This window comes from Meridianimarinicoccus marinus, from assembly GCF_040689105.1.
Classification (GTDB): Bacteria; Pseudomonadota; Alphaproteobacteria; order Rhodobacterales; family Rhodobacteraceae; genus Meridianimarinicoccus; species Meridianimarinicoccus marinus.
The window spans coordinates 35,318-52,558 of record NZ_JBFBVU010000011.1 but is presented as its reverse complement, the minus strand read 5'-3'; the positions used below and the strand labels follow the sequence as shown (position 1 = coordinate 52,558).

Annotated in this window: 13 protein-coding genes; 2 read left to right on the top strand and 11 right to left on the bottom strand. The window is 63.3% G+C overall.

The features are described from left to right. Positions 1-53: 53 nt before the first annotated feature. Complete coding sequence (locus AB0T83_RS10550; RefSeq protein ID WP_366192992.1) at positions 54-1,535, bottom strand: NAD(P)/FAD-dependent oxidoreductase; 1,482 nt, start codon at positions 1,533-1,535, stop codon at positions 54-56. A gap of 762 nt (positions 1,536-2,297) precedes the next feature. On the opposite strand from AB0T83_RS10550, the gene AB0T83_RS10545 reads away from it, so the two are divergent. Further along, a complete protein-coding gene (locus tag AB0T83_RS10545; protein WP_366192991.1) occupies positions 2,298-3,806 on the top strand; it encodes a PepSY-associated TM helix domain-containing protein in 1,509 nt (502 codons plus the stop codon). Positions 3,807-3,816: 10 nt separating this feature from the next. Here AB0T83_RS10545 and AB0T83_RS10540 read toward each other — a convergent pair whose 3' ends face one another. The 9 genes from AB0T83_RS10540 to AB0T83_RS10500 all read right to left on the bottom strand — a co-directional run bounded on the left by AB0T83_RS10540 (position 3,817) and on the right by AB0T83_RS10500 (position 13,770). Then, the gene (locus tag AB0T83_RS10540) at positions 3,817-4,575 is read right to left on the bottom strand and encodes a polysaccharide deacetylase family protein (protein WP_366192990.1); all 759 of its coding nucleotides are present in this window, start codon (positions 4,573-4,575) and stop codon (positions 3,817-3,819) included. A 2-nt stretch (positions 4,576-4,577) separates the two neighbouring features. Next, entirely contained in the window at positions 4,578-6,005 is a 1,428-nt protein-coding gene (locus AB0T83_RS10535) for a protoporphyrinogen/coproporphyrinogen oxidase (protein ID WP_366192989.1), read from the bottom strand. A gap of 88 nt (positions 6,006-6,093) precedes the next feature. Then, entirely contained in the window at positions 6,094-6,993 is a 900-nt protein-coding gene (locus tag AB0T83_RS10530) for a glycosyltransferase family 2 protein (protein WP_366192988.1), read from the bottom strand. 76 nt (positions 6,994-7,069) lie between these two features. Next, on the bottom strand, positions 7,070-8,071 hold the full coding sequence (locus AB0T83_RS10525) for a glycosyltransferase family 2 protein (protein ID WP_366192987.1): 1,002 nt from the start codon (positions 8,069-8,071) through the stop codon (positions 7,070-7,072). A gap of 104 nt (positions 8,072-8,175) precedes the next feature. Next, entirely contained in the window at positions 8,176-9,630 is a 1,455-nt protein-coding gene (locus AB0T83_RS10520; RefSeq protein ID WP_366192986.1) for a hypothetical protein, read from the bottom strand. 55 nt (positions 9,631-9,685) lie between these two features. Further along, positions 9,686-10,675: a UDP-glucuronic acid decarboxylase family protein gene (locus tag AB0T83_RS10515; protein ID WP_366192985.1), complete on the bottom strand. Its 990-nt coding sequence runs from the start codon at positions 10,673-10,675 to the stop codon at positions 9,686-9,688. Positions 10,676-10,975: 300 nt separating this feature from the next. Then, the gene (locus tag AB0T83_RS10510) at positions 10,976-11,908 is read right to left on the bottom strand and encodes a pirin family protein (RefSeq protein ID WP_366192984.1); all 933 of its coding nucleotides are present in this window, start codon (positions 11,906-11,908) and stop codon (positions 10,976-10,978) included. Between the two features lie 15 nt (positions 11,909-11,923). Beyond that, positions 11,924-12,223: a GNAT family N-acetyltransferase gene (locus AB0T83_RS10505; protein WP_366192983.1), complete on the bottom strand. Its 300-nt coding sequence runs from the start codon at positions 12,221-12,223 to the stop codon at positions 11,924-11,926. Positions 12,224-12,321: 98 nt separating this feature from the next. Next, on the bottom strand, positions 12,322-13,770 hold the full coding sequence (locus AB0T83_RS10500) for an aldehyde dehydrogenase family protein (protein ID WP_366192982.1): 1,449 nt from the start codon (positions 13,768-13,770) through the stop codon (positions 12,322-12,324). Positions 13,771-13,962: 192 nt separating this feature from the next. On the opposite strand from AB0T83_RS10500, the gene AB0T83_RS10495 reads away from it, so the two are divergent. Then, positions 13,963-14,466, top strand: a complete 504-nt coding sequence (locus AB0T83_RS10495) for a hypothetical protein (RefSeq protein WP_366192981.1) — start codon at positions 13,963-13,965, stop codon at positions 14,464-14,466. Positions 14,467-14,472: 6 nt separating this feature from the next. On the opposite strand, the gene AB0T83_RS10490 is transcribed toward AB0T83_RS10495, so the two are convergent. Further along, on the bottom strand, positions 14,473-17,214 hold the full coding sequence (locus AB0T83_RS10490) for an AsmA family protein (protein ID WP_366192980.1): 2,742 nt from the start codon (positions 17,212-17,214) through the stop codon (positions 14,473-14,475). Positions 17,215-17,241 lie beyond the last annotated feature (27 nt).

Below are 17,241 nucleotides of genomic sequence, written 5' to 3'. Positions count from 1 at the left end.
CGAAAAAGGCCGCCCAGGAACAGGGCGGCCTTGTCACGATGGAGTGGAAAAATTCAGGCGGCAGCGACGTTTTGCTGCGTATCCGAATCGTCTTCCTTCTTCAGTTCGAATTCCTCGTGATAAGACCGTTCGACGTTTACTTCCCAAACGTCGTGATTGGCCCCCACGATGTTGCGCGCGGCATACATGGCCGACAGCATCGAATGGTCCTGATTGTTGTAACGGTGCAAGCCGTTGCGGCCGACGGTCTGGAAGTTTTCCAGCGAGACGATCCACTCTTTCAGCACCTTCAGCACGTCCTGATATTCGCCGTCATAGACCGGATAGGCCTTGGGCTGGCGAATGATGGCCGCGTCGATTACCGTGTCCGCCGAGGCCAAGCCCAGCTCGTCCAGTTCCTTCGACGCCAACGCGCGCAACTCCTCGTCGGTCATGGTCCAGAGCCCGTCACCCTCCTGACAGAAGTACTCCATCCCGATCGAGGCGGTATTGGGATCCGGCACCATTTCGGGCGACCACGCCGAGAAGTTCTGGATCCGGCCCACCTTCACCTGCGGGCTGTGGATGTAGATCCAGTTGTCCGGGAACGGGTCGGCCTGGTTCAGCACCAGCGTCACGATCAGGAAATCGCGGTACCGCAGCTTGTTGGCCGCTTCGACCACATGCGGCGGCGGCGGCGGATCGAAGGCGAGAATCAGGTCGCGCAGCGCCATGGTGTTGACGAACTCGTCGCCCTCCACCAACTCCGTGCCCAGATCGGTGCCATCCTCGGCCCAGCGTTTCACGTCCACACCGGTCACCCGCATGCCGTCGCGGTGCACTTTCACCACGGCCGAGCGCATCTGCACCTCGCCGCCCTGCTTCTCGACCAGTTCCGCGCAGCGTTCCCACATCATGCCGGGACCAAGGCGCGGATACTGGAATTCCTCGATCAGCGAGGCAGTGTCATTGGCCCCGGAAATGGCATTCCAGACCGCCTTGAACAGCGACAGGTTCTTGATCCGCTGCGCGGCCCAATCCGCCCGGATTTCCTTGGGATCGATGCCCCAGACCTTCTCGGTGTAGCTGCGGAAGAAATGCATGTAGAGACGGCCGCCGAAACGGTTGATCACCCATTCCTCGAAGCTTTCTTCCTTGCGATAGGGTCGGATCTGCCACTTCAGATAGCTGACCAGGATGCGCACCGTTTCATACGGCCCGATATTGGACAGCGCGTTGAAGATCTTGAGCGGGTAATCGAAGAAACGACCGCGATAGTAGATGCGGCTTTGGCGCGGGCGGGTGATGAAATCATCGCCCAGCACTTCGTGCCACATGGCTTCGACCTCGGTCACCTTCGTGAAGAAGCGGTGTCCGCCGATGTCGAAGCGATAGCCCTTGTTCGACTCCGTCCGTGAAATCCCGCCCACAAGGTCAGAGCCTTCGAATACCACCGGAGTGTGCTTTTTGCTGAGCTTCTGAAGTTCATATGCCGCCGTCAGCCCAGCAGGACCACCCCCGACAACCACGACTTTTGACGTATCAGTCTCACTCATTGTTCAGCCACCAATATTACCACCCCAAGAAACCAAAGGAATTTCGACATATAGCTAATGAAAATCCGCTGTTCTTTTCCATGCTATTGAAACGCCGGCCGGTCCGCCAGACTTCCCCACGCCGCAGGTGATGCGATCATGGACTGCAGTCCCGGACACCAACGATGCGGGTCGTGCCGTCTGCGCATATCTGGCGCCACTTGGCACCTGCTCCGGCTGTTTTTCGCGTGTCCCGACATACAACAAGCGCTCCCACCATTCACACACACTGCTGCGCCGCCTCGCAGCCCCGCAGAATGTCGCGGGCGGACGTCGCAGTTTTCCCACCTCAAGGGTCTACCACGATTCCTTTCCGTGACGTTACAATAATGTTCCTGACCAAACCCTCAAATTCGGAAATAGATGAACGACGCTGCGCGATTTCGTGACCAGAATGCCAGTTTCCCGGCCTTGTTTCGGGGAAGATCTCTCGCATGTCAGGTTGTGAAATGTGATTCGATCCATTGGCACGAGGAACCTTCGAATGATTCGCGTCTCTCCGCGGCAATTGTTGCGCTGGTGCTCACGTTGTTTTTTTGGAATATAAAGCGGAACGTCGCAGTTGCATGGATCCGGCACGCCGTATTCTTCCGGCCAATGTCCGACTATTGTATCCAGTTCGACGGGCCTCTGGACCCGTCGGATGCATGATTTCATGCCGCAGGCGGCTCGAGTTTTGTTGAATGACCTCAGGCAGATGCCGCCGTCAGGAGTATTTCGTTGATGTTGTCCCGCACCTTTCGCACGACGGTATTCAAACTTCATGCATGGATTGGCCTCAATCTTTCGATCCTGATGTTCCTGGTGCTTCTGTCCGGATCCCTGCTGCTTTACGGGGTCGAGATCGAAGCGGTGCTGCTACCGCAGATGCAGGCCGATTCGACCGCCCCCCAGACCCCTGCCAGTGTCGGGCAGATCTTCGCGTCGGTCCGCGATGCCTATCCGGACGTGCAGATCAACTCCATCACCCCGCGCGGCGGCGGGTTTCTAGCGGACACCACCTTCGCCGTGACCCGGTGGGGGCAGCAGATCAATGTCTGGACCGATCCCATCACCGCCGAGGTCATTGGCACCACCAAGGTCAACGGGCTGCGCAGTTTCCTTCACGCCTTCCACGTCAGTTTCCTGATGAAGATGAAGCTGGGCGATCTGGCCGTGCTGTCGTTCTCGATCATCCTGTTCGGCATGGTGGTGACCGGGTTGATCACCTATCGCCGCTTCTGGAAGGGCTTCTTTCGGGCGCCGGCGGGCGAGGTTGGCTCGCGCGGATGGTGGGGCGGCGTACATCGGCTGATCGCCCTGTGGACAGCGCCGTTCCTGATCGTGGCCACGGTCTCGGCCTCGTATTTCCTGCTGGGGCATTTCGGCATTCGCCCGGCCGCGCTGAACCCCGCCCCGACCATGGAGCGCGAGACCGTGCTGCCGCCGGGGTTGGACGGCGAAATGCTGGACCAGGTGGCGGCGGTGGCCAGCGAAGCGGTCGGTGGAATGGACATCACGCGCCTGCGCATGCCCGGCACCAAGAAGCAGCGGTTCGAAATCGAAGGGGTGACCCGGCACGCGGCCTTCGAAGGCGGCACGGCATTGGTCCTTATTGATCCGTCGAACCTGAAGGTGCTGGGCGCCTATCCCGCCTCCGAAGCCACGCCAGGGCGCAAGCTGGCCCGGATCCTTCAGTCCCTGCACTATGGCACCTGGGCCGAGGGTATTTCGCGTCCCCTCTGGCTGGTGTTCGGGCTGGCCAGCAGCGCACTGGCCCTGTCAGGTGTACTGGTGTTTTCCGCACGGGTGGCGCCGCGGCCGCAGGAGGCCCCGAAAGGCCCCGCACTGCGGCGCGCCTGGCGTGGGATGCGTCCGCTGAAATGGCTGATTCTCGTGGGGTTGATCGGCACGGTCGGGCTCTACACCTACCGGTTCACCGAAGTTTTCGCCCCAGACTGGACGCGCGTCTATTCCCGCGTGCCGAAATCCGACGGCGAATTGAGGATCTCGGGTCCGCCGCAGGCGGGCGAACCCTTGTCCCTGAGGTTGCGGCTGAACGGAAAAACCGCGCCCGCAGCGCAAGTCACGTTTGACGGCAAACCGGTCGACAGCACGCTCCGCCCCAACGACAAAGGGGCGCTTCTTCTGGCGACGGTGACGGCCACCGAAGGCCGCAACCGGGTGTCCGTTATCCTGCCGGATCGGCCGGACGCCCCGCTGGTCTGGGTCATCGGACGCCCGATCGACTAGGGCGCCGAGGTCACATCCACGGCAAGCGTTCGCGCACCCACCTCAGCGCCTTGCGGCGCGCGAGATAGGCCCCGCCACGCCCGGCCAGATGCGCCTTCCAGCGGGTGATGTCCCGGAAATAGTGCATCTCGATGCGGGGAAGCTCGTGCAGGTTGTCCACCGGCCCAGCCTGCGCCAGCCGGGTGCCGACACACGTCTTGTAGATGCTGGAGGCCAGGTTGGTGACGTGGGAATTCAACAGGCCGTAGGGTGGCGCGAAATGGTCCACCGGGCGGCCCAGTTCATCTTCGATCTCGGCCTTCGAGACGTTCAACTCAATCCCCAGCGTGTCATCGGTGACCATGGTCAGGTCCGAATGGGTAACCGCATGGCTGCCGAACTGGATGCCTTCCGCCGCCAGTTCCTTGATCTTGGGCCAGTCCATCAGCTTGCGAGGCTTGGCGCCGGAGCCGATCCACAACTCTTCCCGCCCGACGTAATCCGAGGGCAGATAGACGATGGCCGGGAACCCGTGCCCTTGCAGCACCGGATAGGCCTCTTCCGCGAAATCCAGAAACGCATCGTCGAAGGTGAGGATGATCGACCGATCCGGCAGCGGTTTGCCCATGTTCCGCGCCTCGACCAGATCGTCCAGCGTGATCACCGGCAGACCTGCTTCGGCAATGGCATCCATCTGTTCCGCGAACACATTCGGCGGTATCGTGGTCGGTCCACTGCCCTGCGAGATCGAGTGGTACATCAGAATATCAACGATCGGGGTATTGGACATCCTCAATCCTCCACAACGTGTTTGGCAAACTCGGCCCGGCGCTGCGACCAGAGTTTGCGATCAATCGACAAATCTTCGTTAACGCACTCTACCGCACCGTAAGCCATTGCATAGGCATGATGCGTGTTGTCATGGGCAAACAGCCCCTGCCGCCCAAAATTCAGCAGCCCGTCCAGCCCGGACACCCAGCGATCCATCACGTCGAAATTGGCCTGATAGTCCAGATCGTAGACCGGATAGGCATGACGCAGGCGCCGGGTTTCGCAGGATTTGACCGGCATGGTCACCGGCAGACCGAGGTCGCCGAGCCAGCCGCAGAAGGCCTCGCCCAGCTCCGCGTCGGTCATGCCCCACCATTTTTCGCCGGGATCACAGGGCAATTCGGCACACAGCAGTGTGGTGCCGCGCGGCGTGGTGGCCGAGTTGTAGTTCTTGGGCTCCGACATCCGGCTGATCGGGGTCGAAAGCTCGGGGAAATAATGGGCGTCGTATTCGGTGAACTGGTCGGTTTCCAGCACCAGATAGATCAGGATCATGCCTCGATAGCGAATTGCGTCGGCGGCTTTCAGAACCTCGTCCGGCGCCGCCGGGGTGATGGCCCGGACCAGCGCAGTGATCGGGATAGTGGACATCACCAGATCGGCATCCTGGCGCACGGCGTCGTCGCCCTGCCCGGTGGTGATGGCGACGACCTTGTCGCCCTCCCGCACGATCCCGGAAATCGGCGTGTTCAGGGTGAAGGTCGCGCCCTTGTCCGCCGCCGCCTGGGCCATGGTTTCCGAGATCTGCCCGAAACCCTTCTTCGGATAGTAAAAGCGCCCGGTGGTCGGACTGCGCAGCCCCGGCAGCATCCGCATCATCTTGCCCAGGATCTTGCCGACGGAACTGCCCGACACCCGGCGTTCGGCCAGGGTCACGGCCAGTTCGTCCGGATCCAGCCCCCACAGTTTCTTCACATAGGGAAAATAGAAATTCTCGGAAATAGTCGGCCCCAGCCCGTCGTAAAGCACGCTGGAAAACGTCGCGTCCCCCTCGCGCGGCTTGCGAAATTTGCCCATGACCATGTCGCGCATAAGCGAAGCCGCGAAGGGTTTGGGCAGGCGCATCAGTGCATCGGCCAGTTTGAGCGGGAAGTGGATCCAGCGACCGCCCAGCCGGATGCGCCCGTGCCGGGGCTGCAACAGCAGATCCTCGCCCAGCAGCGCCTTCACATCCGCCAGCACATGCGGGTCGGCCACCGGGTGAAACCGGTGCGAGCCGTAGTCGCACCAGATATCCTCGATCTGGAAGGAGGCCGAGTTGCCGCCCAGTCGCGGGGCTGCATCCAGAACCTCGACCCCCGCCGGATGCGGGCCGTTGCGATTCAATGCAAAGGCGGCTGCAATCCCCGCCGGGCCGCCCCCGAGCACCTTGATCCTGTTGTCAGCCATTCCGTCGGCCTCCGAGCCTTTGGCGCGATGCGCCGAACCTAATACGCGGACACAGTCCCTTTCAGGGCGCATCCCATGACTGAACCCGTCAGGGCCGAAGATGCAGACGCGAGATCATGTCGGCGATCAGGCCCAGCGACCAGACCATGATCGCGGCCAGAAACGCAAACACCGCCGTTTCGCTCAGGTTCCATTGGGTCAGGTCGTAGAGCGACTTGAAGAACCCCAGCAGGAACAGCACCAGCCCCACCGGCAGGAACACCCGCAGCGGATTGAACAGCGTGATCATCCGCAAGATCAGGATGATGAAGTTCAGGAAATCGATCGGCTTGATCTTCGATTTGCCCACGCGTTTTCCGTATTCGATGGGCGTGTAGATCATCCGCTTGCCGTTGCAGGCCATGCAAAGGGTGATCGTCGTGGTGAACGAGAAATTCTGTGGCAGCAGCGGCAGGAAGGGGATCAACTCCTTGGTGCGGAACACCCGCAGGCCCGAGTTGATGTCGTTGAGCTTGCGCTGCGCCATGAAGGAAGCCAGCCAGTTGAGGAATTTCTTCGCCGGGCGGCGCACCATCGGCACGTTCTTCATCGCAGCGCCGCGATCCCCGACCACCATGTCCTGCTGGCGACACATTTCGAGCATGTCCGGCAGGTAGCGCGCCGGATAGGTGCCATCTGCATCCATGATCGCGATGTAGTCGAACTGCGCCATCTTCACGCCACGTTTCAACGTCGCGCCATAACCCGAATTGGCATCGTTCCAGGACACGGTGGCACCCGAGGCGACAGCCTCTTCCCGCGTGCGATCTTCCGAACCATCGTCGACCACGATGATCTCATAGTCGATGCCCGTTGGGTCCAGCGCCGCGCGCACGTCGTCGACTGTCGCACGGACAGCGTTTTCTTCGTTGTAGGCCGGGATCACGACGCTCAGCGCCATCCCGTCCAGGCCAGTCTCAGGCGTCATCGCCTTGTCCATTCCGTCCATGTTCCCGGTTCCCGTCGTGCCCGTTCTGGGCTTACTCGTCATGACAATTCATCCATGGTCCCTTTGACGTGCGGGATCACGGCACATGCAGTCGTCCCTTGCGGCCCAACACGTGATATTCGAACAGGCACCACGCGTAGGCGGCGCTGGAATAGACGTAATAGACCTGGTGATAGAGAAAGGCCTTCACCGCGAAGACCGGCCCGCCGTTGTCTTTCATGAAGGCAATCAGGTCGCGGTTCAGCCAGGCGGCCAGCCCCAGCAGCAGCAGCGTCAGCCAAAGTATTTCGCCGTCGAACGGCAGTGCCAGCAGCGACAGCAACAGCAGACCCGCGATCACGGCCTTGATCCGCTCGGACCGGCTGACGTTCAACTCGTTCACCAGACCACCGCGATTGATCATCAGGCGCGACCACGGCAGGGCGCGGCGGAAGATATCGGTGAAGATGCCGTTGCGCAGGGTCCAGACCTTCAGATGCTTGCCTTGCAGGCGCGGCAGAACCAGGATCCTGCCTCCGGCCCGCGCGATCCGGTCGCCCAGTTCGATATCCTCGATCGAGGGCACCTTGTAGGTCGTCACGTCGAAGCCGCCCACATCGCGAAACACATCCGCCCGGATGGCGCCACAACCGGCCCACCAGGTCGTGACCTCTTGCCCGGTGTGCTGGTGATAGTAGCGATGCATCAGGTTCTTGTAGCGAGAATACCAAGGCTTGCCCTCGGGCGTGGTGTCATAAGAGCCGAAGACCGCATGTACTGACGGATCCGCAAACGCCTCTTGCAGCAGGGCAGCGCCGCCGGGCCAGGCGATCACGTCGCTGTCCACGAACCACAGGATATCGGCATCGGTGTTCTGGGCCGCCAGGTTGCGCGCCGCGCCCGGCCCGCCGTTCACCGGGGTAACCAGAACCCGCGCGCCCATCTTCTCGGCCAACGCGCGGGTGCCATCGGGACTTTGATCGTCAACGACCAGCACTTCGTCCACCTCTCCGGCTGCCTGCATCTGCAGCAGCGGGGGCAACACCTTGGGCAACAGGTGTTCGGCCTTGTAGGCCGGCATCACAACACAAATCTTCAACAAACGCGGTTCAGTCATCAACAGAGGTTCCGGAATTTCCGTATGAGCACCATTTATCGACGCAAGGTAAAGGAAAAGCGAGGAAATGAAGTTGCTTCATATTATCACTGTAGATCCCTTGCGCGGTCCAGCCATGCAAACCGGACCAGCGACAGGAGTGCCGCCAGATAGGGCAGCAGCCAGATCACCCGCGCCCCATAACGTGCCGCCGGTTGCGAAACCCCGCCGCAGACGAAGGCATTGACCAGAATCCCCAGGAACACCATCGCCACCAGCACAAGGATCGGCGCCGAGAACGGCGCCGGGCGCAGCAGGTGATAGACGATCACCAGCAGGGACAGGGCATAAACGACCTCATGCACCCGTTCGACCGCGGGCAGCCAGCTCTTGTCGGCGGACAGGGTGCCGTGCACGAAAAGGGTCACGATATCCCCGCCATAGCCATGGGCACGTGTGATGATGTCGTCATGCGGCAGGGTCATCCAGACACTGAACCCCATGGCCTGCAACCATGTGTTCTGCAGGAAGGCATAACTGGTGCCCAGTGGATCGCTCAGCAGCACCCGGAAAAAGAAAGGGATCTGATCCTCGGCCACCGCCCGCTGGTCTTCCGGCGTCATCAGCAGGAAAGACCCCAGCCGCGGCGATTCCTCCAGCAGGATATGCGAGGCGGTCAGCCGGTAAGGATCGTCGGACCATTGCAGCGCCTCGTATAGCGCGCAGGTCGGAATGCTGTCGTCCGGGCAGGCGCGCTCCATGAAGCGGTAGGCCGGGCCGTCCTCGATCAGGCGCACGGTGATGAAAGGCTTGTAGACGACCTTTTCGTTGGTGACTTCCTGGACCCCGATGGTGAAGGCGCTTTTCTCGGCCACGCCCAGCACCAGCATGATCCCCACCAGCAGCGGGGCCAGCCACCAGCGGCGCAGTTCCACCACCAGCGCGCCCAGGGCAGACAGCGGCAGCAGCAGCGCAAGGATCGGCAGGTGCGAGATGTGGAACACCCCCGCCATCGTGCCAATGGCCAGCGCCAGCAGGATCTCGCCCCATCGCATCTGCCGGACGTATCCGGTCAACAATGCCACAACCAGCAACAGCAGCGGCGTCAGGATGTCGGGCATCAGGAAGGCGACGTAGAACGGCAGCGAGGAAACCGCCGAGACGATGATCGGGAAAGAGGCCGCAAAGGGCAGGTTCAGCCCATAGCCATGGACCCGCGACACCACGCGCACCACCAGCGCGGAGGTCAGCAGCACCAGCAGGGCGTTGACCAGCGGCACCAGTTTCAGCGATGCAAAGCCCGCGAAGATGGCCAGCACCAGCGAGTACCAGACCGAATGCGACCCGTCGATGCCGGCCTTTTCGGTGCCGCCTGCCCCGCCCAGACCACCGCCGGCCCCACCGGCCGTGGATGCTGCCGGGTCCAGAACACCCAACATCTTCAGCACGTTGGTGCCCTTCAGATAGTAGCCAACGGAGTCGAAGTAGAACAAGGGCAGCGTGTTCAGCACCGCCACATACAGGCAGCAGATCAGGGCGACCGCATACCACAGATAGGACAAAAGTCCTTCGCCGGAATGTGCGGTGCTATGCAGGTCACGGCTGGTCATCGGCGGGTCAGATCTGCTTGGCGGTTTTCAGACCGGGCTGGGCCTCCAACCGCGCCCAGTTGTCCCGGAAATAGGCCACGGTCGCGGCCAGCCCATCGTCCAGCTTGACCTTTGGTGCCCAGTCCAGCCTTGTCTTGGCCAGCGTGATGTCGGGCTGGCGCTGCATCGGGTCATCGCTGGGCAACGGTTCGAACACGATCTTCGAGCCGGTACCGGTCATCGCCACCACTTTCTCGGCCAGTTCGCGGATCGTCATCTCGCTGGGATTGCCCAGGTTCACCGGCCCGGTGAACTCATCGGGCGAGGCCATCAATGCCATCAGCCCGTCGATGAGATCGGACACGAAGCAGAAGGACCGGGTCTGATCGCCTTCGCCGTAGATCGTGATGTTGCGGCCTTCCAGTGCTTGCATGATGAAGTTGGACACCACGCGCCCATCCTGCGGATGCATCCGGGGGCCGTAGGTGTTGAAGATGCGGGCCACCTTGATGCGCAGGTTGTGCTGGCGCTTGTAGTCGAAGAACAGCGTCTCGGCACAGCGCTTGCCCTCGTCATAGCACGAGCGGAAGCCGATGGGGTTCACGTTGCCCCAGTAATCCTCGGTCTGCGGATGGATGGTCGGATCGCCGTAGACCTCGGAGGTCGAGGCCTGAAGAATCTTCGCGCCGACCCGTTTGGCCAGCCCCAGCATGTTGATCGCCCCATGCACCGAGGTCTTGGTCGTCTGCACCGGGTCGTGCTGGTAGTGCACCGGCGAGGCCGGACAGGCGAGATTGTAGATCTCGTCCACCTCCACAAACAGCGGGAAGGTCACGTCATGGCGCATCAATTCGAACCCCGGTTCGGACAGAAGATGCGCCACATTGGCCCTGCGGCCGGTAAAGTAATTGTCGACGCAGAGCACCTCGTGCCCTTGCTTCAAAAGCTTTTCGCAAAGATGCGAGCCCAGGAAACCCGCGCCTCCCGTGACGAGAATACGTTTGGGAGTTGATCTCATGCTTTCACCCCACCTCTGGCGTTCACCCGCGGATGATCCGACAGATCGGGGGCTGGAACAATACAATCCGGTCAAAACCGGACAGACGGGAACAGTGCCCGACCATCCGCGCGGCCCCGAAATGAACCGCGCCGCCTTGACCACCCCCGCCGTCAGCCCCCTGCGCAACGAAGGTCCCCGCCGACGCCCCCGGAACCCGGAATGACGCAGCGGAATGAGTCAGCTATAACAGCACCTTCGCACGGCTCAAAGTGGGCAGGCAAATTATCCTTACGCGGGTGGCAAGGGTATCCTGTCGCATCAGGGGGCGGGAATGAACTCGGCGTCATCGCCGGGGGGCAGTTGAAACCGCCCATGGGCCCAGTCGCCCTCTTTCCACGCGGCTTTCGCGGCTTCGATCTTCTCGCGCGACGAGGCCACGAAATTCCACCAGATGTAGCGCGGACCGTTCAGGGTCTCGCCGCCCAGCAGCATCAGCCGCGCCCCCTGCGCGCCCGCCCGGATCGTGATCGCGTCGCCGGGGCGGAACACCATCATACGGCCCGCGTCATGGGTCTGACCGGCAATCTCGACACTGCCTTCAAGCACATACAGCCCGCGATCTTCATGGTTGTCCGGCAGCGGCAGCGCGGCACCGGGCTGCAACACCGCATCGGCGTAGAACATCTCGGAAAAGGTTGTCACCGGGGCGCGTTCGCCCCAGGCATCGCCCAGGATCAGGCGCACCTGCTTGCCTTCACCGTCCAGCAGCGGCAGCGCGCCCTGCTTTTTGTGTTCGAAGGTTGCGGCGCTGTCCTCGGCCTCTTCCGGCAGGGCCACCCAGGTCTGGATGCCCGACAGGCTGGACGGCTGCGCGCGGGTCTGGGCGCTGGTGCGTTCCGAATGGGTCACGCCGTTGCCCGCCACCATCCAGTTCACCTCGCCGGGATAGATCATCTGGTTGGTGCCCAGCGAATCACGGTGCTGGAATTCGCCCTTCAGAAGATAGGTCACGGTGGCCAGCCCAATGTGCGGATGCGGGCGCACGTCAATGCCCTGCCCCGACAGGAATTCCACCGGTCCCATCTGGTCGAAGAAGATGAACGGCCCGACCATCTGCCGCCGTGGCGCGGGCAAGGCGCGGCGCACCTCGAAATCGCCGATGTCACGGGCGCGCGGGATGATGAGGGTTTCGATCGAGTCTTCGCGGCCGGCTTCGGGGCATTGCGGTTCGATGGCAGGGTTCCAGCTCATGGTCGTCCTCCTTGGTCAGGCCAGCACGTCGGCCCAGTCGGGATGCTTGCGGAATTGGGCGGCGGCGAAGGGGCACAACGGGGTGATCTTCAGCCCCGCCGCCCGCGCCTCGGCCACCGCATGGGCCACCAGCGCTGCCCCGATCCCTTGGCCGCGATAGACATCGGGCACCCCGGTGTGGTCGAGGATGATCTGATGCGCGCCCAGCTTGGACCAGGTCAATTCGGCCTCGGGCAGGTCCGGCCCGCCGCGATAGCTGTAGCGGCCCTTGGTTCCGGTCTCGTGGCGATGAATGTCCTTGGGGTCGATCTGCATGCCGGGGCTCCTGTGATCCTGCATCATAGATAGCGGCAGGATCGGCGCAGGGTAGAGCCACGACTCCACCGTTGCTGTTCACTGACGCACAGTTGCCGCTAACCTGCGTGGAATGCCGCGCCTGAGATCGACTTTACCGCCTGAAACCCGCGAATGCCCCACAGCCCGGCCTCGCGGCCCAGACCTGAGGATTTCCGACCGCCAAAGGGCGCGCCCGCCGCCCGCGACTGGCCGTTGACCTGCACCATGCCAACCTGAAGCGCCCGCGCCACGCGGTCGGCGCGTGCCGGGGTACCGGTCTGGATATAGCCTGCCAGCCCGAAGTCCGAGTTGTTGGCCAGGGCAATCGCCTCGGCCTCGTCCTTGAAGGGCGTCATGGTCAGCACCGGGCCGAAGATTTCCTCCTGAAAGATACGCATTTGCGGCGTCACATCGGCAAACACCGTGGGACGGGCATAGAACCCCGCGTCCAGACCGGCGGGCCGTCCTTCGCCCCCGGCGATGCAGCGCGCGCCTTCGGACCTGCCTAGCGCAATATAGGATTGCACCCGCTGCCATTGCGCCGCACTGACCAGCGGGCCGATGTGGGCACCGGCGGCATCGGGGTGGCCAACCTCGGTGTCGCGGGCGGCCTCGGTGGCCAACACCACGGCCCGATCATAGACCGACCGTTCCACCAGCATCCGCGAGGCCGCGTTGCACGACTGCCCGGCGTTGCGCATGCAATGGGCGATCCCCTGCCGGATCGCCACCGGCAGATCGCAGTCGGCAAACAGCAGGTTGGGTGATTTCCCCCCCAGTTCCAGGATCGTGCGCTTGAACCCCGGCGCGGCGGCGGCGGCAATCGCCTGTCCGGCTCCGGTGGACCCGGTGAAGGACACCACGCGGATGGCGCGCGCGGTCACCAGCGCGGCCCCGGTGTCGGCCCCGCCCAGAACAAGGTTGAACACCCCCGGCGGCGTACCGGCCTCGGCCATGCACTCGGCAAACAGCACCGCCGTGCGCGACGACAGTTCCGAGGGCTTCAGCACCATCGGGCATCCGGCCAGAAGGGCAGCGCCCACTTTCAGCACCACCTGGTTCAACGGCCAGTTCCACGGGGTGATCAGGGCCGCCGGACCCAGGGGCTCATGGCGCACCCGATGCTCGGGGCTGTCGGGGGCGACAGGTTGATCCTCGCTTGCGGCCTCGGCGGCAGCCAGAGTGGCCTGCAGATGCCCCAGCGCCGCGCCAACCTGCTGCTTGCGGGCGAAATCCACTGGTGCGCCGATCTCTCGCGAGATCAAGGCCGTGAATTCCGCCTCGCGCCGGGCCACCGCCTCCAGCAGGCGGCGCATCAGGTCCAGCCGCGCGGGTTTCGGCGCGTCCTCCCAGCCGCTGGCAGCAGCGGCGGCCACGGCACGGGCCACATCGTCGGGGGTGGACACCGGCATCGGCGCCCGCGCCTGTCCGGTCGCCGGATCGCATTGGGCGATGGCAGGCTTGCCCTTCGGCACACTCCAGTCTCCGCCTATGAACTGCCGGAAATCCGGCGCTGCCCCTGTCACGTCTTCTGCCCCTTGCCCGCTATGAAATGCCCTTGCGACCCCGGCGCACCGTAGGTCAGCAGCACAGCTATACAGGGGCGGGTCGGCATGAGCCACCACCCGTGAACATGGCCCGATGGATCAAACAGCCCCAAGACAGCCCGCACCGAAGCGCCTAGAATAACGGGAAACTTCCCCTGCCCCGGAGGCCCGATGTTCCGCATTCCCATCGCCCTTGGCCTTGCCACTTGCTGCACGCTCGCGGCGGCCCAACCCTATGAGCACTGGGCCGACAACGGCGCGTGGCAGATTCTTGTCGATCCGGCGGCGGGTCCGGCCTGTCTGGCGCAAAAGACCTTCGATGATGGCACGCTTGTGCAACTTGGTGCCGTGCCCATGCGGGCGGGCGGGTTCTTCGCCGCCTACAACCCGGACTGGACCGATATCAAGGCAAGCGACGAGGGCACCCTGACCTTCGATTTCGGGGACGAGCGGTTTGCCGGAGACGTCGTTGGCCGGATGCATGACGGCACCCCCGGCGGCTATGCCTTCTTTGACAATCCCGCCTTCCTGACCGAATTCGCCAAGCGGCAAGAGGTGACGGTTTCCGGCGAAGGCGGCCATCGCATCCGTCTGGACCTGACCGGCACCAGCACCACCATCGACGCGGTGCTGGAATGCCAGAAGGCCCAGCCCGCGCCGCAGCCCGCAAAATAAGCGCCCCTACTGCAACTGGTAGATGTCCGGCACGCAGGGCTTGCGGTCGGCGGGCATATTGTCGGCACCATCGGCGCGGCGGCTTCGCGCCCCGCCGGTCTGCAGCTTGACCTGCGGATCGGTCAGCATGCCGGTCACATCGATGGGCCAGGCGCTGCGATCCAGCGGCTTGCCCACCGGGCGTGGCTCGGCCCGCAGCGAGATCGTGTCGCGAAGCCAGTCGATGCTGCCCTTGGCCACCACCTGCACCCGCGCTGTCTCGGCCACCAGTTGGTCCGACGACACTCGCCCCGCATCGATGCGCAACGGTGCCCGGACGCAGACGATCCGGGTCGAGCCGTGCCGTAACTCGGGGGAAAACAGCCAGGGCACGACACCGAGCCCCGCCAGTTCCAGCAGGCTGGTGGCAATGTGCCCTCCGGCCATCGAGATCGTCGCACTGCCCCGCATGGTGTCCAGAAAGGTGTCAAGCGAGCGGATATTGCCACGTACGTTCAGCGGCCCGCCAAGCGTGCCGTCGGCATCCAGTTTGACACCGGTCGCAGAGAGAAGATGCTGCAACTGCCAGCCGCGCGTGCTGCCCGACACCGACAGGAACAGCGGCGCATTCACAAGATCCGAAGCAAGGTCAAGGTTGAAGTACCCCCCGCCGTAGGACACCTCAAGCGGGCCAAGGCTGGCCTTCCCGTCCCGCGACCGAAACGTGCTGGACACCGATGACACGCCCTTCTGGCCGGTGATCTTGCGTATGTCCACGGCGACCTCGACATCGGCTTCGGTCAACAGCGTTTCGGGATCCAGAAGGTTCGGCGCGTCCATTTTGGGCAGCACCAGCGGCTGCACCTTGGTGTCATCTTTCGGCAAGACCAGCGGCTGAACATCGACGTCATCCTTTGGCAAGACCAGCGGTTGCGCCTCGGGCCTGCGGTCCTTCCTGAAGACAGCCACCAGTTCCATGACCGCCGCCAGCGTGTCCTGAAAATCGTCGATGCGAACAAGGTCGCTGTGCAGGGACCCGCGCACCACCGGAACATGCTGTTTGATGCCGGCATCCAGCGCGGCCTTCAGGTGCGAGTTGCCGTTGGTCAGCCCAATGGTGCTGGTGAACGCCGTCGCATTGCCCTGCAGCCGGGCGGACAGGTCCAGCGCCCCGGCGTCGACCACCTTCTGGTCCAGCGCCGACAGAAGGCGCGCGGTGTCGGCCACCTGAAGATCAAAGTCCACATCCATACCTTCCAGATCCCTCACATCGCCCACACGCGCCGACAGGGCCAGTTCCCACAAATCGGTGCCCAAGGTCTGCGCTTTCAACTCGGACAGGCCGAGATGGCCGGCTGTGTCATCGATCTTGAACTGTGCCTCGACGCGGCCCATTCGCCCCGCCTGATCCGGCGTGAGATCGGGCAGCAGCAGCGTCGCCGCCCCATCCAGTTTTCCCGTGACGGCAAGGTCCTTCAGTTGCAGCACGTCATGGATGTAGCCACGGGCCTCCAGGATCGGCGCGTCGGCGGGGCCGGCCTTCAGCGTGATCCCATCCATGGCCAGCCGTCCGTCGGGCGTGCGATGGATCTTCGCGATCGACGCGGGCCCCAGCCGCTCCAATCCGTTTTCGAAAGCGTTGGTCTGGAATTCGAGATGGCGCAATTCGAAACTGTTGCCCTGTCCGACGATTTGCGCTTCGAACCCTGCCAGCCGGATGTCGCGTACAAGTCCCGCCGGCGGGGGCGGACGGTCTTCGGGATGCAGGCGTCCCGCGACCTCAAGGTCCAGACCCTCCCGATGCGCCAGATCCGCGATGCTGCCCTTTGCGGTCAGCACCTGCCCTTCGGCAAAGTCGATCTTTGCGGACAGGTTGTCGACCTTCACGCGCCCGGCCTGGCTTTCCACATCTGCCGACAAGGTACCGTCGCCTTCCAGCACCCGCTGCAGCTTCAACACCTCCAGCAGATCGCCGATATCGCCGGTCTTCAGATCAAAGACCGCACGAAATCCGCCCCCGTCCGAGGCCGGGATCGGCTGGCCGTCAAAGGACATGGCCAGATCGCCGAAAGTGGCTTCGGTGGTGAAAGGTGCGCCCTGCGGGTAGTTGCCCGAGATCCCGAACTCGTGGCCGTTGATGAGCCCCTTGCTGTTCAACCCGACCCGGCGGCCCCCGTCCAGTTGCGCCAGCGACAGGCTGTCCAGATCGAAATCGAAGCTGAACCCGGATATCCGGTCCTCCACCTTCAGCCCGACCGAGGTGAACTGCGCGGTGCGCCCGCGCAGGAAGGCGAGGATGCCGCTGTTGTCCTGCGGGGCGGCCGGGGTGTCGGAGGCGTCCCACTGCGTGTCCTTCCCGGCCAGATCCGTTTCAGTATCCGTCCAGCTGGTGGTGCCATCCTCTTGCGTCAGCAGGTTGATCCGGGCGCCCTGCACCACAAGGTTGTCCAGCCCCGCTCGCCCCTGTGCCATCGCTATGAGATCGAGGTCGAATTCCATCAGATCGAGCCGTGCCAGGTTCATGCCCGCGATGCTCTGGCTGGGGATCTCGACCCCGGAGAGATGGAAACGACTGATCGGCGCCAGAAAGACCCGCACGTCCTTGGTGATGATCAGCGGCTGGCCGATCGCCTTGCTGAGCCGGTCTTCGACAAGGCTGCGGCGCATGGGCGAGAACATCGCGGATTCAAGCAGAAGCCACCCCAGCGCGGACAGCAGGACAAGCAGGCCCAGGGTTCCCAGGCCAAGGCGCCGCAACAGTTTTCGCATGGCCCTTCTCGTCGTTGTTCGGACAGC

Coding starts and splice junctions, on each gene's coding strand:
- AB0T83_RS10550 (WP_366192992.1), bottom strand. CDS start 1,535: ATGAGTGAGACTGATACGTCAAAAGTCGTGGTTGTCGGGGGTGGTCCT.
- AB0T83_RS10545 (WP_366192991.1), top strand. CDS start 2,298: ATGTTGTCCCGCACCTTTCGCACGACGGTATTCAAACTTCATGCATGG.
- AB0T83_RS10540 (WP_366192990.1), bottom strand. CDS start 4,575: ATGTCCAATACCCCGATCGTTGATATTCTGATGTACCACTCGATCTCG.
- AB0T83_RS10535 (WP_366192989.1), bottom strand. CDS start 6,005: ATGGCTGACAACAGGATCAAGGTGCTCGGGGGCGGCCCGGCGGGGATT.
- AB0T83_RS10530 (WP_366192988.1), bottom strand. CDS start 6,993: ATGGACGGAATGGACAAGGCGATGACGCCTGAGACTGGCCTGGACGGG.
- AB0T83_RS10515 (WP_366192985.1), bottom strand. CDS start 10,675: ATGAGATCAACTCCCAAACGTATTCTCGTCACGGGAGGCGCGGGTTTC.
- AB0T83_RS10510 (WP_366192984.1), bottom strand. CDS start 11,908: ATGAGCTGGAACCCTGCCATCGAACCGCAATGCCCCGAAGCCGGCCGC.
- AB0T83_RS10505 (WP_366192983.1), bottom strand. CDS start 12,223: ATGCAGATCGACCCCAAGGACATTCATCGCCACGAGACCGGAACCAAG.
- AB0T83_RS10495 (WP_366192981.1), top strand. CDS start 13,963: ATGTTCCGCATTCCCATCGCCCTTGGCCTTGCCACTTGCTGCACGCTC.
- AB0T83_RS10490 (WP_366192980.1), bottom strand. CDS start 17,214: ATGCGAAAACTGTTGCGGCGCCTTGGCCTGGGAACCCTGGGCCTGCTT.